Annotated in this window: 13 protein-coding genes; 4 read left to right on the top strand and 9 right to left on the bottom strand. The window is 41.3% G+C overall.

What is annotated here, in order from left to right:
* Positions 1-7: 7 nt before the first annotated feature.
* The 7 genes from P2W73_RS07635 to P2W73_RS07665 form a co-directional block, all read right to left on the bottom strand.
* Positions 8-2,614, bottom strand: a complete 2,607-nt coding sequence (locus P2W73_RS07635) for an MGH1-like glycoside hydrolase domain-containing protein (protein WP_276501414.1) — start codon at positions 2,612-2,614, stop codon at positions 8-10.
* A gap of 495 nt (positions 2,615-3,109) precedes the next feature.
* Positions 3,110-3,454 carry a hypothetical protein gene (locus P2W73_RS07640; RefSeq protein WP_276501415.1) on the bottom strand — a complete coding sequence of 115 codons (345 nt, stop codon included), beginning with the start codon at positions 3,452-3,454 and terminating at the stop codon, positions 3,110-3,112.
* Between the two features lie 93 nt (positions 3,455-3,547).
* Positions 3,548-4,171, bottom strand: a complete 624-nt coding sequence (locus tag P2W73_RS07645; protein WP_276501416.1) for a class I SAM-dependent methyltransferase — start codon at positions 4,169-4,171, stop codon at positions 3,548-3,550.
* Between the two features lie 47 nt (positions 4,172-4,218).
* Positions 4,219-4,443, bottom strand: coding sequence for a putative antibiotic biosynthesis monooxygenase (locus P2W73_RS07650; RefSeq protein ID WP_276501417.1), 225 nt, complete (start codon positions 4,441-4,443; stop codon positions 4,219-4,221).
* A gap of 208 nt (positions 4,444-4,651) precedes the next feature.
* Positions 4,652-5,509 carry an AraC family transcriptional regulator gene (locus P2W73_RS07655; protein ID WP_276501418.1) on the bottom strand — a complete coding sequence of 286 codons (858 nt, stop codon included), beginning with the start codon at positions 5,507-5,509 and terminating at the stop codon, positions 4,652-4,654.
* Between the two features lie 100 nt (positions 5,510-5,609).
* Complete coding sequence (locus tag P2W73_RS07660; protein ID WP_276501419.1) at positions 5,610-5,933, bottom strand: cupin domain-containing protein; 324 nt, start codon at positions 5,931-5,933, stop codon at positions 5,610-5,612.
* 25 nt (positions 5,934-5,958) lie between these two features.
* Positions 5,959-6,906 (bottom strand): bifunctional helix-turn-helix transcriptional regulator/GNAT family N-acetyltransferase, encoded by a 948-nt coding sequence (locus P2W73_RS07665; RefSeq protein ID WP_276501420.1) that lies wholly within the window; start codon positions 6,904-6,906, stop codon positions 5,959-5,961.
* Positions 6,907-7,033: 127 nt separating this feature from the next.
* On the opposite strand from P2W73_RS07665, the gene P2W73_RS07670 reads away from it, so the two are divergent.
* Complete coding sequence (locus tag P2W73_RS07670) at positions 7,034-7,264, top strand: hypothetical protein (protein WP_276501421.1); 231 nt, start codon at positions 7,034-7,036, stop codon at positions 7,262-7,264.
* A 42-nt stretch (positions 7,265-7,306) separates the two neighbouring features.
* On the opposite strand, the gene P2W73_RS07675 is transcribed toward P2W73_RS07670, so the two are convergent.
* Both P2W73_RS07675 and P2W73_RS07680 read right to left on the bottom strand, forming a co-directional pair.
* Positions 7,307-7,567, bottom strand: coding sequence for a hypothetical protein (locus P2W73_RS07675; protein WP_276501422.1), 261 nt, complete (start codon positions 7,565-7,567; stop codon positions 7,307-7,309).
* Positions 7,568-7,676: 109 nt separating this feature from the next.
* On the bottom strand, positions 7,677-9,884 hold the full coding sequence (locus P2W73_RS07680) for a PAS domain-containing sensor histidine kinase (RefSeq protein ID WP_276501423.1): 2,208 nt from the start codon (positions 9,882-9,884) through the stop codon (positions 7,677-7,679).
* A gap of 299 nt (positions 9,885-10,183) precedes the next feature.
* Between P2W73_RS07680 and P2W73_RS07685 the strand changes: the two genes are divergently transcribed.
* From P2W73_RS07685 to P2W73_RS07695, 3 genes are all read left to right on the top strand, one after another.
* Positions 10,184-12,571 carry a serine hydrolase gene (locus tag P2W73_RS07685; protein WP_276501424.1) on the top strand — a complete coding sequence of 796 codons (2,388 nt, stop codon included), beginning with the start codon at positions 10,184-10,186 and terminating at the stop codon, positions 12,569-12,571.
* A 171-nt stretch (positions 12,572-12,742) separates the two neighbouring features.
* The gene (locus tag P2W73_RS07690; RefSeq protein ID WP_276501425.1) at positions 12,743-13,660 is read left to right on the top strand and encodes an ABC transporter ATP-binding protein; all 918 of its coding nucleotides are present in this window, start codon (positions 12,743-12,745) and stop codon (positions 13,658-13,660) included.
* Entirely contained in the window at positions 13,657-14,535 is an 879-nt protein-coding gene (locus P2W73_RS07695) for an ABC transporter permease (RefSeq protein ID WP_276501426.1), read from the top strand. Before P2W73_RS07690 ends, P2W73_RS07695 begins: the two co-directional genes overlap by 4 nt.
* Positions 14,536-14,713 lie beyond the last annotated feature (178 nt).

Here is a 14,713-nt window from a genome sequence, read left to right on the forward strand (position 1 = left end):
AAATCAACTACTCCTCCTCATCCATCTCCAATAACAAATTAGCTACCAGCGCCGTCCATCCCGTTTGATGCGACGCTCCCAAACCCTGGCCGGTATCACCATGAAAAAATTCATAGAACAGGTGATGTTCTTTGAAATGATCATCTGTCCAATGGGAATGATGAGGTGCATGATATTGAAATTGTCCTTTGTCATTCTGTTCAAAAATTTTCAAGAGCCTTTTGGTCAGTTGATTGGCAATTTGTTTCAGCGTAAGCTTATTGCCTGACCGGGCCGGAAATTCAAAGGTGTAAGCATCGCCATAATAGGTATAATATTTTCGGATGGCATGAATGATCAAATAATTCAACGGAAACCAAATGGGGCCGCGCCAATTCGAATTGCCGCCAAACATGGCGCTGGAACTTTCGCCGGGTTCATACTGGATCACATAGTTGCTGCCCTGGTAGCCGAACTCATAGGGTTTATCCTGGTAGCATTTTGACAAGGATCGGATTCCATAGTCTGATAAAAACTCCGCTTCATCCAACAGGCGTTTCAACAGGTGCTCGAGCCTGTCACCGATCATAATGGCAAAGAGATAATTGTCATCCTTATTCTTTTTTTCAATATCGGAAATGATGCGGGTCAGATCTGGCCGGGTAAGCCTGATCACCTCCAACCGGGTATTAAACTCCCGCAGGTTATCAAAAATGCTTTTGTGCATGATCTCTACGGCCAGCAAAGGAATAATGCCTATCAGCGAACGGATGCGCAATCGCTGGCTTGTTCCATTTTCAAACTGAATGGCGTCGTAATAAAAAGCATCCTGGTCATCCCATAGCGAAATATCCTTTTTGCCGATATGATGCATGGCCCAGCCGATATTCAGAAAATGCCGGAAAAATTTTGCCGCCGATTCTTCGTAGGCCTTATTATGCTGTGCCAACTCCAGCGAGATGCGCAACATATTGATGGCATACATCGCCATCCAGCTGGTAGCATCCGCTTGCTGCAATTTTCGGATGCCGGGTGGCATATGATTGCGGTCGAATACACCGATATTATCCAGGCCAAGGAAACCACCTTCAAATATATCGGTACCGCTGGCATCTTTCCGGTTTACCCACCAGGTAAAGTTCATCAACAGTTTTTGAAAAGCTCTTTCCAAAAAGTCCCAGTCGGGAGTGCCTGTTTTTTTCTTATCCGCTTCAAACACATACCACACACTCCAGGCATGTACGGGTGGATTAACATCACTGAAATTCCATTCGTAAGCAGGAATCTGTCCATTCGGATGCATATAATATTCCCGCAGCACGAGCAACAATTGTTGCTTCGCAAAAAATGGATCTACATGGATAAAGGTGGCTGCATGAAAGGCAAGATCCCAGGCGGCAAACCAGGGATACTCCCATTTATCGGGCATCGCAATGATATTGCGGCAGGTGAGATGTTGCCAGTCAAAATTTCGTTTCTGATGCCGGAAAGGTGGCTTCTCATGGGGTTCGCCAAACAGCCATTTAAACACGTCGAGGTAATAAAATTGTTTTGTCCATAGTAAGCCGCCGACGGAACTGCGCAATAATGAGCGATGCTGGCCCGATAATTTTTTGGGTGTTAATTTTTCGTAATAATGATTGGTTTCGATCAATCGTTTTGCAACGATTGTATCGAAATCAACCCAGGGGGCATCCAGTTCTGTTTTGCTCAGGCGAAGTTTATAGACTGCCTTTCCGCCTGCTGCTATTTCTTGCTTTAACCAAATAGCGGCTTTGGTGCCTTCTTTTTTAGGATTGATGGTATCCTCGCCGTTAACCACGTAGTTGTTGATTCCGTCTTTCACATAGGCCGCCTCATTGGGCCGGTGATACATTCGTTCGTTGTTGGTTTCGTTATCACAAAATAATTGTTCACCACCCTGGTGGTAAAAGAAAAAATTGCCGCTACGGCTTGATGTGCTTTGCAGGCAGTTGGTTGAAACCGATACAATTTTTGGTTTACTGAACCGGCCGTTATGATTCCAGAAATTACGAAACCAAAGATGGGGGAGCACATGAATGACAGCCGGTTCCGGTCCGCGGTTATACACCGTAATCTTCAGGAGTATATCATTGATATCATTCTTTGCATATTCGATGTAGCAATCAAAATAACGATGTTCGTTAAAGATGCCGGTGTCGAGCAATTCGTGTTCGGGACTATGGCGGCCTTTCTTGTTTTGCTGTAATAGTTCGAGATAAGGATAGGCTTTGTGCGGGTACTTGTACAAAAATTTGCAATACGAATGCGTAGGCGAAGAATCCAAATGGAAATACAATTCCTTGACATCTTCACCGTGATTGCCTTCATTATTGGTGAGTCCAAAAAGCCGTTCTTTTAAAATGGTATCATTTCCATTCCAGAAAGCAGGAGCCAGGCATAGCACTTGATCGCTGTCGCAAAAGCCGGCAATGGCTTCCTCGCCCCAGCGGTAAGCATAGCTGCGTGCCAGATCGTGGTTCACGAAACCCCATGCATTTCCTTCTGGGCTATAATCTTCCCGGACGGTACCCCACTGTCGTTCGGACAGGTAAGGCCCCCAGCGTTTCCAGTTTTTATTATTGTCGGATTGGGAGAGGCGCACATCTTCCATGCTATATACTATTGAGCCTTTAAATCATTTAATATATGGCGTGCGCAATCGTTACGATAAATATATTGATATTCAAACAGTATAAAAAGTATAAAATTTGGTGTTCTATGTATTTGATTAGTAATTGTGTCGTGGAGCAGCCTTACGACCGGACAGTACTTGCAATCCAATACAGAAATCCGGATAGAATTATAATTAAGATGCCAAAGGTTACAACAATTGAAATCCCCGTCTTTTGGTCCTGTTGTGACTTTCTTAAGTATCACAGTTGACTATTATGAATATGAAGACATGGCACATGCATGGATATTTTTAAATTTTCCTGAATCCAAAAAAGCAAAGCCACAAATCTTTGATCTCGTTCAGCAAGATGTATAAAAGCGGCATTGCTGTACCTGCTACGTTAGAACCACAGTAATGCCGCCTTAATGAGAATGACTGACCGGGATGTTATTTTATCGGAACAGCATCACAGACGGAGAATTCAATAACCGTTCATCCGGGCTTTTGTTGGGCAAAGATTAGCGCCAGTAAAATAATGAGTGAGAAAATTGTTCCGACCGGCAAATACCAAAGTGTGAGAATACTCAGCACAATTCCAAACGGATGTGTCCAACTTTGATTGGTCCATAAGCTGTAAAGCCAAGTCAGCCAAAGTAATCCAAACACTATAAATAGCGGACCCAGCTTAAAAACGTCAATGTTAAGTTTGTAAAAAAGATTTGCCCAGGGGCCGGGTTTTTCAGGCCCGATATATTTACCCTTAAGCAGTACAAATATTCCATCAAGCAGCATGTATGCGCCATTCAGAAGACCGAGTATTGAAATTACTATTTTCATTTTCTATACTTATGGGAATACCAATATAAGCAGAAAAGCGATTCGATCGCTACGACAAGCCCCCACTTGCACAAAACCCGATGGCAGCGATAATTATTTTTTTCGCCCGACAAATCTTATTACCGAACCTTTCCCGTTATGAAACAGTCCTTCACTCAACTCAATTTCTTTCTCTGCTAATTCTATGATTTCATAGTTGGCAAAGTCCGACTTTAATTCGTCAATGGAGAATAACATTGCTATCTCTTTTGGTCCGCCAACCTTTTCGTTTTTAGAGACGTAGTCGATATGCCTTTTACTAAACGCTTCAAAAATAACTATGCCGTTCTTACGCAAATATTTGTCAAGCATCCGGTGGTATAGTGATTTACTGTGTGCCGGAAAATGTGCATAGATGAGTGCAATAGCGTCAAATTGTCCGGCGCTATAATTCAATGCTGGTAATTCGCCAACCTGGTAGTCAATCGTCACTTTGTTAGTTGCTGCAAGCCGATCGGCTTTCTTTTTACCTTCAGCGCTGATATCAAACGCTGAAACAGTCCAGCCCAATTTGGCTGCAAACACTGCATTACGTCCTTCTCCTTCTGCTGGGAAAAGTATTGTCCCAATTGCTAACTTCTCCAATTGCTCTTTTAAATAGTTGTTGGGTTGTTCGCCATACGCAAATTCGTCTTTACGATATCGCTCATCCCATCGTTCGATCCAGGGTTCATTCATGTTTTGCTGATTTATAGGCTTTATTAAATTATCGCTAGCATCCCAGATTATCTTTTTTCTTTCGTTGATGAAAGCAAACGGACAATTGAATCTAAAAAAGGCACACCCACAAACACTATCCAGGGAACTAATGACAGTGTCAGCAACAAGGTCCGTTGATACAAGGGCAGGACGGATAATGCTTCACCAAATACATAAAGAAACAGCGTAATGGATGGATAGATGGCTACCCAGATTTTTAACGATGCGATTAATCTTGCTTTTGTTTTCATCTGTTTATTTTTTATTGTTTTTGGCTAGTACTTGTCCCGAACTGGCTTCGGGATGGAACCTCGCAAATAATCATTCCCCTGTGGGAGAAAAAAATTATCATGCTCTGTTTCATGTTAGTTGCTTTTTTTGAACAATTGTTTTATTTGTTCGCAAAAATATCCGGAGAAGAAAGTAGTCCGATAGGACAAAAATGTAGTTGTATTGGATTTATCTAAAGTTATGCCTGAACGACTCGGGTGAATATCCCGTTTGCTTTTTGAAAAACCGGATAAAATAAGAAACATCTTCGTAACCCAGGTGATCGGCTATTTGGTTTACCTGGTTAGTTGTTGCAAGAAGATATCTTTTGGCCTCCAGGATGATATGTTCATCGATAAGTGCTGAACAGGTTTTGCCGAGTGTTGCTTTGGTAATAGCATTCAGCTGGTAAGGGGTAAGATTCAGCCTGGCAGCATATTGTGACACTTGTTTGTAATCGGCAATATGCGTCTCCAGCAGTGCTAACAATTCATCCAGGCGTTCCTGCGTGTAAGGATTAACATTATTTGGGGGGCCTTTATGATGTTGGCGAACCAGTTCGATAAATAAAATATCCAGGTTCGCTTTAATGACCTGCTGGTAGCTTTCCTGTTTGCCGGAATACTCCCGGAATATAGAAGTTAATGCAGCAAGTATCTTCCTGAGGCTATCGTCATCCGGCTGATAAAAGTTTCTGTTACCAGCCCTGCGTAATAGCTGCAGTGATGACTTATCATGCGGAGAATAGAAATCCGGCTTAAATTCCACGAGGTAGCCCGTAGTTCCTGCTTGCAGGGTGAGCTGATGTACCTGGCCGGGACGCATCAGGAAAACAGCATTGTCACAAACTTTGTACGGTGTAAAGTCAATCTCGTGACTACCTGTTCCTTTTTTTAGGACAAGCAGGAAAAAAAAGTCATGCCTGTGAAGCTCCTGCACCATGTCTTTTCCGCCAAGCAGATCCCCCAGATCCCGGATGCTAAAGCTGCCGGAAAAAACCGGCTCTTTTTGGGTTGCCTTTATGGACCTGATGGGGATTGTTTTCATTTTGATTTAATTATCGCTGTTTTAATAGAAGGAAAATTCCATGATCTTCTATAGGAGTAATTTTTGTCAGACCGTTTTGTTTCATATTCGATCTTATAATCTATAGATAATCCTGCCTGATTGGTGTAAAGACATCAACAACCTGACCCGCTTCGATGATTTCAATAGAATGTTCAATATTAGCAGGAATAGAATAGGTATCTCCTTCAGACAATAAAAATTCTTCTCCCCCAAATTTCAATTTGTATTTACCCGAAATAACATAACCACTCTGTTCGTTCGGATGTTTATGAAAAGGAACTGAATCTGTTGCCTTATACATCATCTTTGTTACCATGGATTCTTTACCAATGGAAAGAACTACAAAATCAACTCCTAAAAATTGTCTCGGAGTACCGTCTTCTTTTTTTACTATGTTTCTCATCTTTTTAAGCATAAAAGTTTAAGTGTTATAATTCAAGCGCCATTTGAATATTGCAGCGTTCGTAGGGTGTCGGATGGCCAGCAATTTTTTTAAAACCTAATTTGTAATAAAGGTTAATGGCAGGCTTAAGAATAGTATTACTTTCCAGGTACAATTTTTTAGCGCCAAGCGATTTTGCCTTTTCAATGATCGCCTGTCCCAATAGCCAGCCAATATTTTTGCCTTGTACTTTGGGAGATACGGCCATTTTAGCCAGTTCATAATCATAATACGGGTCGTCCATTTTAATAAGTGCGCAAACACCAACGGGCTCTTCGTCGTATAAAGCCACCAATATTTTGCCGCCCTTGTCTAAAATATACTCTTTAGGATGGTCCAATGCTTTGTAATCAGCTTTCTCCATTTTAAAAAAAGTGGTAATCCACTCTTCATTAAGCTTTCTAAAAGCATCAGCGTAGATTGGCTTGTACGGTACAATCTTTACCTTTCTGCTTTCACGTTGTTTCTTTTGTTCCAGTACATACTGAAACAAGCTTTTGCGGTTTAATAGAAATTCCCATTCTTCGATGGCTTTCCAAAGATCATGTTGTGTATTACCTGATATAGCTTCTACTGCATTTGTTACATCCATATACTGCTCTTTGATCTTCTCTGTCAATTCCTTGCCTTTTTTTGACAGGCTTATCACATTCTTACGTCCGTCTTGCTTATCCTTTTTTTCTGTTATTAAACCTTTCTTAGACATTTCAGTAACGATTTTACTAACCGAGGGATGAGAATGCCCGATTTGCTGGGCAATCTCTGTAATCGTAAAACTTTCCTGTGAGAGAGCATGAAAAACAGGAAACCATTTCGGTTGTAAGTCTATATTGTAAAGTTTGTAAATGCCGGCAGCATCGGTTGTTATTTTATCTGTAAGCAGGCGAAGGCGGCTGCCAATTGCCATTTTCCCGAGTTGATTGAAAAACTCCATTTATAGTAACTGTTTACGTAACTGATTACGCAAATGTATATGTTTTTTTATTCCGTCGAATAAGGTTTAAATTATGGAGTAGGTATTATAATTGGCAAATCATTTCTATAAGCTTGATGTACAACGCATGATAGCTCCATTCTTTCAAAAAAGAGATATTTCAAAGAATGGTAATCCGGCAAATTCTGATGCTGTGGATTTGGAAAGAAGCACCGTGCTGGCCTTATTATACAGGGTTTTGCATGATGGTCAACGACAGCATGCTTCGTACCGTCAACTGACGGGAATGGCGATGCGATTGCTAAAGGAAGGAGAGAGTATTGCCGAAAGGGGAGAACAGCTTAGTCGTTTATATTGACCTGTATTGTTACCTATGAACAATGAAGTCTAAAGAAGAGAATCAACGGGTGTGGCCGGGAGCAGGCGGTTTTTCATTCAATTGTATTAGTTCCGCAAATTCTGGCTCGAGTGAATAGAGCAAGGCCGGTAAACGTCCCTCGGTTATTTTCCATTCGCCTGATTTATTACTGTGCATTCTAAATTTGATATCCCTTTCAGCCAGGTGAACTAAAATATGATACCAGGGATCAAAACTTGAAGAAAGTACTCTTGTGAATTCAAAGTGATAGCCCCTGAATGTTCTTGCCAAAAAATCTTTCATGGTAAAAGTTTGATTGAACGGGTCGGCAGTCATCTGCAAGGTAACCTAATTAAGCCAGTGGCCAGAAAATAGATTTATTGACCTCGTTGTTTACCGGGCCGGATTATTATCATAGTAGCGGGATCGTAACAGATAATATACATCCTTTTCCGGGAGCAGAAATAAATTGGGCAGCCCCATTGTACGATTCTACACGGTTGATAATATTGGTAAGGCCAATCCCGTTTCTTTTCTGCCTCGTGTTGAAACCAATACCATTGTCTTCAATGGACATAGCTACAGCTCCCGGATCTTTTTTTATTTGTACCACTACCTTGTTCGCCTTCGCATGTTTTTGTATGTTGCTCAGTTGCTCCTGAGCTATCCGGAAAAAAGTTTCTTTAATGGCAGGAGGCATTCCTTTATCGTCCCATTCCTTTGCCACCAGTTCAATAGTTTGTTGGTAAGTGTAGTTTGCAATCAGCCCCTGTAGCTTTTCTTTCAGGCAACTTTCTGAAAACCGGGGCATAACCATTTTGTGGGATAAAGAGCGAATCTCCCCCATGGCTTCCTGTATATTTTTAAGACTATTTGCTATAACCGGTTTGCCGGTTTTGTAGTTTTCGAGACAATGAGATAACTGCAATTTTACAGTCGCCAGTATCTGGTTAATATTGTCATGTAATTCCCTTCCCAATTCATTTCGTTCGGCCTCCCTGGCTTGTAATGTTACACGGGTTATTTCCTTTTGCTGTTCAATTTCCTTTTGCAACCTTTCTTCTTCCAGCCTGTGCCGTTCACTGATATCGGTGGAAATGGCAAAATACTTGGTGACAAACCCATTTGCGTCTTTAATAGGTTGCCCGGTAACGTTGTGTAGTCTTTTGCTGCCATCCTTTGCATAAATAAGCAGATCGCCATTATAAGATAAATTGTTTTGTATCTGCCTGCTCATGTATTTCAAAGTATGCTGATCTGTTTCAGGTCCCTGTAACAGCAGCACGGGGTTCTTACCAATAACATCTTTTGCCGGAAATCCCGTAAGACGGGTGAAGCCTTCATTTATCCATAAAACTTCACTGGAAATCTTATCAAAAATTATTATACCGTTAGTTGTTTCCTTTGCTATCAATGACAGCACTTCCATTTCCTGCATTATCTTTTTCCCCTCAGTAATATCGGTTACGATCACAAAAAACCTTGATATGGATCCTTTTTCATCTTTAATAGGTTGCCCTTCTATTTTCGCCCAAACCTTTTTGCCCTCCTTTGTATAGATCACATGTTCCGTAGTAAAAGGAAGGCCATTTATCCTGCAATATTTCATTTCTTCCAGGACTTGCATATCTGTTTCCGGACCGTTCAACATTTCCCCCGAAGTTCCACCGAGAATTTCTTCAGGCTGGTAACCAGTAAGCCGGGTAAATCCTTCGTTGATCCACAACACTTCTCCACTAAGTTGTAAGATCATCACTGCATTCAGGGTTTCCCTGGCTACCATTGACAATACTTCCATTTCCTTTGAAATTCTTTTTTGTTCCGTGATGTCTTCAAAGGAAATGACATGCGCATAAGGTTCATTATTCTGAGAATTCCTGACGCAGGATACACTCACTCTCAGCCATTGTATGTGATCAGTTTTCTGCAGGCCGATATTTTTACTTTTAACAGCATTTATTTTACCATTTTTTTTATAAAAAAGTCTTTCACCGGGTATTTCTTTTTCATTTTCATCCAGGAGTTTCCAGCCGGGGTAAGGAAACCCTTTGTCCATCAACTCATCGGCTGGCAGGTCCAATATGAGCTCTGCGCTTTTGTTTACAGTCAATACTTTCTTGTCAAGTGTTTGTAAAATGACACCTTCGTTCAATGATTCTACCAGTGTCCGGTATTTCTCTTCGTTCTCCCTTATAATCTCATAAGATTTTTTTTTGTCAGTAATATCACGAAGGCTGCCACAGATACCAACGAAAGCGCCGTTATCTGCAATAAACGGATATAATGAAACGCTTAGCCATTTTGTAATGGACTGCATATATTTCCATTCAAAATGAGCCTGCTCTCCGCCCAGTGCTTTTTCCAGGTAATCTCTGAATACAAGTTGTTGCTCTATGGTAAGTAATTCATTAAAATCAAAATTGCTATCCAGTTGCTTTCCGGAAACATACTGATACAATTCATTACAAGCCTTGTTGTGCCAGGCCATTTTAAATTTATCATCAAAGAGAAAGAGTGGTTCTTTCAGTGTATTGAGTATCGCAGGAAATATTTTTCCATGTGCATTCAGAACCTGTTTAGAACGACGCCTTGATCCGGAACGGTGGTTTTCGGTTCGCATGAAAAGTGGTTTTTATAGGTTGTGGATAAGGCTCGTGATCCTAAGGTGCAAAAAAAAAGAGATAAATCCAAAAATAAGTGTATGAATTACACGTGTAAAAAGTAACTGACCAGCGGAATGTTCGTTGGAGTTGGCGTAACCTGTCCCGGCAAAGTCGGGTTTAGCTGCAGTTAGCCCGTTGGGATATATACTATTAATGAATTAGCATGATCGTTAAATTATTGTTTAACGACAGGAATTAGATATGCAGGCAGCTTATCAAAAGAAACAAAGTCCTAATTTTAGTAAAACCTTCTTCCATGACAACACGATCTTCTGGCCAAACCCTGCATGCTGGTTTGCTATTTGTTTTATTTTTTTTTATCAGTCAGCTTACAGTTTTATCGCAAGACAAGATTACCGGATACGGTAAAGCATCTTATCATGTTTCGCAAGCCGGAAAGTTTATGCATACATGGCTTGTGGCAGGTCCTGTTTCAGTAAAAAAAGATACGCTGAAGCCTGATGCGGCATTGCAGGAGAAAGCATTCAAAGCAGATGCCACCGAAGGATTACATTTTGCAGCGGGTAAATCATTTCCGATAGATCAAAAAGAATATAACTGGCAGTTCATTACCGGTGGTGATATTATAGATCTCGATACGTTTTATAAAGGAAAAGATTTTGTGTATGCCTATGCCATGGCAGAGATCAAAGCCACTGCTCCGGCCAACGTAATGCTTGCTGTAGGCAGCGATGATGGAATAAAAATATGGCTGAATGGAAAGCTGGTACATGAAAACTGGATACCAAGAGGAGTAAATAAAGATGATGACCTGGTTCCATTGAAATTGGTAAAGGGACGTAACCAGATAGTTTTAAAGGTGCAGGATATGGAAGGCGGTTGGGGCTTTGCCGCCCGGTTGCTTGATAAGGCTGCATTCGGCAAACAGTTGAATACCGCTGCGGCAAATGGTAACCTGGATAAAATACAAATGCTTATTGAGCATGGGGCTGATGTCAATACAGAAACGGATGGTATTACACCTGTAGTAGCCGCTAAAATCGGCGGAAGAAATGAAATGGTTCAGTTACTTTTAAAGAAAGGCGCTCAAGATAAACCGGTTCCTTCTTCTGAAATCATCGTTGATAATTTTTATAAATCTCTAAAAACAAAAGACTATCCCGGTATTGCAGTCCTCGTAGCAAAGGATGGAGCTGTTTTATATAAAAAGGGATTTGGCTATGCTGATATTAAGAATAAAGTACCGGCCACTCCTGGTACAAAATTCAGGATTGGTTCTGTGACCAAACAGTTTACGGCTGCCGCTATTTTAAAATTGCAGGAAAACGGTTTGTTAAGTGTAAATGATAAACTGTCAAAATTCCTTCCTGATTTTCCAAGAGGTGATGAGGTTACCATTCACCAGTTAATGACACATATATCGGGGATACACAGTTATACAGGCAAACCGGATTTTCCTGATAAGGTGACAAAACCCATATCGCCTGATTCATTGATTGCTTATTTCAGGAATGATCCTTATGATTTCAACCCGGGTGAACGATACCAGTATAATAACTCTGCCTATTTTCTTTTGGGTTATATCATCAGCAAAGTATCGGGCAAACCTTATGAAACCTATTTGAAAGAAACTTTTTTTGGTCCGCTGCAGATGAATAACACCGGTGTTCATCATGCGGGAATAAAATTGGAACAGGAAGCAAAAGGATATAGCAAATCCGGCAGTAAGTACGATGAATCGTTAAACTGGGACATGTCCTGGGCCGGGGGAGCAGGAGCCATGTATTCTACAGTGGATGACCTGCTGAAATGGAACCAGGCATTGTATAATGGCAAAGTGCTGAATCAAAAAAGTTACCAGTCTGCCATTACTCCTGTTGTTTTAAAAGATGGCAAAGAGCCACCCATGAAATATGGCTATGGCTTGGGATTGAATAAATACCGGGGCCTTGACAATATCGGGCATAGCGGCGGGCTGCATGGTTTTCTGACGCAACTTTTGTATTATCCCAAAGAAAAAATGACGGTAGTAATGTTTACCAATACTTCCGACCCTGAAGTAAATTTTGATCCTAATAAAATTGCCGAAGCCTGGCTGTGGAATAAAATGGATACACAGTCTTCCTATTCCTCTTCATCCGTAGCGCCAACTAATCTTGAACGATTTACCGGCCGGTATGAGTTGACTGGTATGGGCGTATTAACTGTTACCACTGCCGAAGGAAAATTGTATGCACAGTTAAGCGGCCAGCCGAAGTTTGAAATATTTCCTGCTTCCGAGTATGAATTTTTCTGGAAGGTGGTGGAGGCAAGATTGAAATTTGATAAAGATGAGAAAGGTATTATCAACAAGGCTACCTTATTTCAAAACGGACAGCAAATGGTGTTAAACAAATTGCCGGAAGAAAAAATTGCAACCATTGATCCGTCGGTTCTTGATAATTATACCGGCAAATACAGGCTGAACAGCAATATTGTTGTTACTATTTTAAAAGAAAATAATAAACTGTATGCGCATCCAACCGATCAGCCCAGGCTTGAAATGTTGCCCCAGTCTGACACAGACTTTGTAATACTGGAGATCAATGCAAAACTTTCTTTTGTAAAAGGCGAAGATGGTAAGGCTACAAAGATCAAACTGAATATGAATAATACAAACAGCGAATTGCCAAGGATAGAGTAGGCTTCAGCATTTTTTCAAATAAAACCAAGAGTATAACAAAACGTCTGTAGGGTATGCAGACGTTTTTGTGAGATAGGAGAGGAATGAGACCCGGATGGGAAATAAATATTTAAAAACTTACGATTCCTGGTTGCAGCTTAAACCTTATACCTTTGAACGCAAACTTCAGGGATGTCTGCTATTATAAAAGCGACGGATCTTACAAAATGTTTTGGCCGGGAACTTAAAGCGGTTGACCAGCTTTCCTTTTCAGTCTATCCCGGGCAGGTATATGGTTTCCTGGGTCAAAATGGTGCTGGCAAGTCTACAACCATACGAATGTTACTGACACTTATCAATCCTGACAGTGGCGAAATTGAAATATTCGGCAAAAATCTGCGCTTACATCGCAAAGAAATTTTGAGAAAGGTCGGTGCCCTTGTTGAACGTCCTGACCTTTACAAATATCTGACCGCCCTTGATAACCTGAAGATCTTCGCTGCATTAAGTGGGATAAAATTGACTGAATCACAATTGATGGATCAATTGGATAAAGTAGGACTTGCGGGGAGAGCAAAGAGCAAAGTAAAAACCTACTCACAGGGAATGAAGCAGCGACTGGGAATTGCAGTAGCCCTGGTGCATGACCCCGAACTGGTCATACTCGATGAGCCAATGAATGGACTCGATCCGCAGGGAATTGCTGATGTCCGGAGCCTGATCCTACGCCTGGGCAGGGACTTTAAAAAAACAGTTTTTATTTCTTCTCACTTGCTATCGGAAATGGAACAGGTGGCGGATTCATTGCTGATCATACACCGGGGGAAAAAAGTGGCCGGGGGAAAAATGGACGAAATGCTGAATCCCGGATCATCCATCGTAGAAATAGAAACCAGTTCGGTAGAAGAGCTGACAGGTCAATTAAAAAATACAAAATGGACAAACGGAATTACTCCTGTTAATGGCAGTAAAATTTTAGTTCACATCAGAAGAGAAGATATACCAATGCTTATCCGGGCCATTGGCAGCATGGAGACACCGGTTTATTCCATCAGGAACAAACATTCACTGGAGGATTATTTTCTTTCCATTACAGCACAGCAACTATGATCAAACTTTTATGGCTAGAACTATTTAAGATTTTTCACAAGCCGCGGACCTTTATCGCTTTTGCCGTAATAACCGTGATCATTTTATTGATACAGATCGGGTTCAAATTCGGCGGCGAAGAATATACAGACATAATGATGGGCGGGTTAAAGGAAACATTTGAAGTGCCGGCTTCTCAAATACTAAATGGTTATCTTGTTTGTTTTATTATACTTAACCTGTTGCTGATACATGTGCCGATACTGGTAGCGTTGGTCGCCGGCGATGCAGTGGCGGGAGAGGCAAATATGGGTACATTGCGGTTACTGGTCTCAAAACCGCTGAGCCGTACCCGGTTGCTGATTATAAAATTTATCGCTTCCGCCATTTATACATTGCTTTTATTGATTTGGGTGGCGGTTCTTTCTTTGTTGCTAAGTCTTTTTTTATTTAAAACAAATAGCCTGGTGGTTGCCCGTGCGTTTGAGTCTAATATTATTTCAGAACATGATATTCTTTGGCGATACCTCGCAGCATTTGCATTTGCCGCTATCGGTCTTATTTGCGTGGCAGCGCTTGCATTTATGTTTTCTGTTTTTGCTGATAATTCCGTTGGCCCCATTGTTGCAACGGTTTGTGTCATCATTGTATTTACCATCCTTACACAAATGCAGATACCTTTTTATGATGAGACCATAAAGCCCTGGCTTTTTACAACCCACATGCTGGGCTGGAAGGGTTTTTTTTATGTAAAAGGGCAGGATGGGGTAACGGTTGATGGTTCTATTGAAAATATTACTGCCATCATAAAAAGCGCCGCTATCCTGCTGGGTTATACTGCCTGCTTTTTGGCAGTCGCCATTTATTATTTCAGGAAGAAAGACATTTTAAGCTGAGAAACTGTTTGAATTAATTGCATAAAATTGATTATGACGTTAAACTGACCTGCCTGCCGGCAGGCAGGTGCCATGAAAAACAGGACGTACAAGAGAGTGACACAACAGGCGATGCCCGCCCGTAGCGAACGCTGGTATCAAAAACTAAAAACATAAACGGTACGTTCGGGCGGGCCAT

This window comes from Terrimonas pollutisoli, from assembly GCF_029360765.1.
GTDB classification, from domain to species: domain Bacteria; phylum Bacteroidota; class Bacteroidia; order Chitinophagales; family Chitinophagaceae; genus Terrimonas_B; species Terrimonas_B pollutisoli.

Excerpts from the sequence above, each read along its gene's own strand:
- P2W73_RS07635 (WP_276501414.1), bottom strand. The coding sequence starts at position 2,614 with ATGGAAGATGTGCGCCTCTCCCAATCCGACAATAATAAAAACTGGAAA.
- P2W73_RS07655 (WP_276501418.1), bottom strand. The coding sequence starts at position 5,509 with ATGAAAACAATCCCCATCAGGTCCATAAAGGCAACCCAAAAAGAGCCG.
- P2W73_RS07660 (WP_276501419.1), bottom strand. The coding sequence starts at position 5,933 with ATGAGAAACATAGTAAAAAAAGAAGACGGTACTCCGAGACAATTTTTA.
- P2W73_RS07695 (WP_276501426.1), top strand. The coding sequence starts at position 13,657 with ATGATCAAACTTTTATGGCTAGAACTATTTAAGATTTTTCACAAGCCG.
- P2W73_RS07690 (WP_276501425.1), top strand. The coding sequence starts at position 12,743 with ATGTCTGCTATTATAAAAGCGACGGATCTTACAAAATGTTTTGGCCGG.
- P2W73_RS07650 (WP_276501417.1), bottom strand. The coding sequence starts at position 4,443 with ATGAAAACAAAAGCAAGATTAATCGCATCGTTAAAAATCTGGGTAGCC.
- P2W73_RS07645 (WP_276501416.1), bottom strand. The coding sequence starts at position 4,171 with ATGAATGAACCCTGGATCGAACGATGGGATGAGCGATATCGTAAAGAC.
- P2W73_RS07680 (WP_276501423.1), bottom strand. The coding sequence starts at position 9,884 with ATGCGAACCGAAAACCACCGTTCCGGATCAAGGCGTCGTTCTAAACAG.
- P2W73_RS07665 (WP_276501420.1), bottom strand. The coding sequence starts at position 6,906 with ATGGAGTTTTTCAATCAACTCGGGAAAATGGCAATTGGCAGCCGCCTT.
- P2W73_RS07640 (WP_276501415.1), bottom strand. The coding sequence starts at position 3,454 with ATGAAAATAGTAATTTCAATACTCGGTCTTCTGAATGGCGCATACATG.
- P2W73_RS07670 (WP_276501421.1), top strand. The coding sequence starts at position 7,034 with ATGATAGCTCCATTCTTTCAAAAAAGAGATATTTCAAAGAATGGTAAT.
- P2W73_RS07685 (WP_276501424.1), top strand. The coding sequence starts at position 10,184 with ATGACAACACGATCTTCTGGCCAAACCCTGCATGCTGGTTTGCTATTT.
- P2W73_RS07675 (WP_276501422.1), bottom strand. The coding sequence starts at position 7,567 with ATGAAAGATTTTTTGGCAAGAACATTCAGGGGCTATCACTTTGAATTC.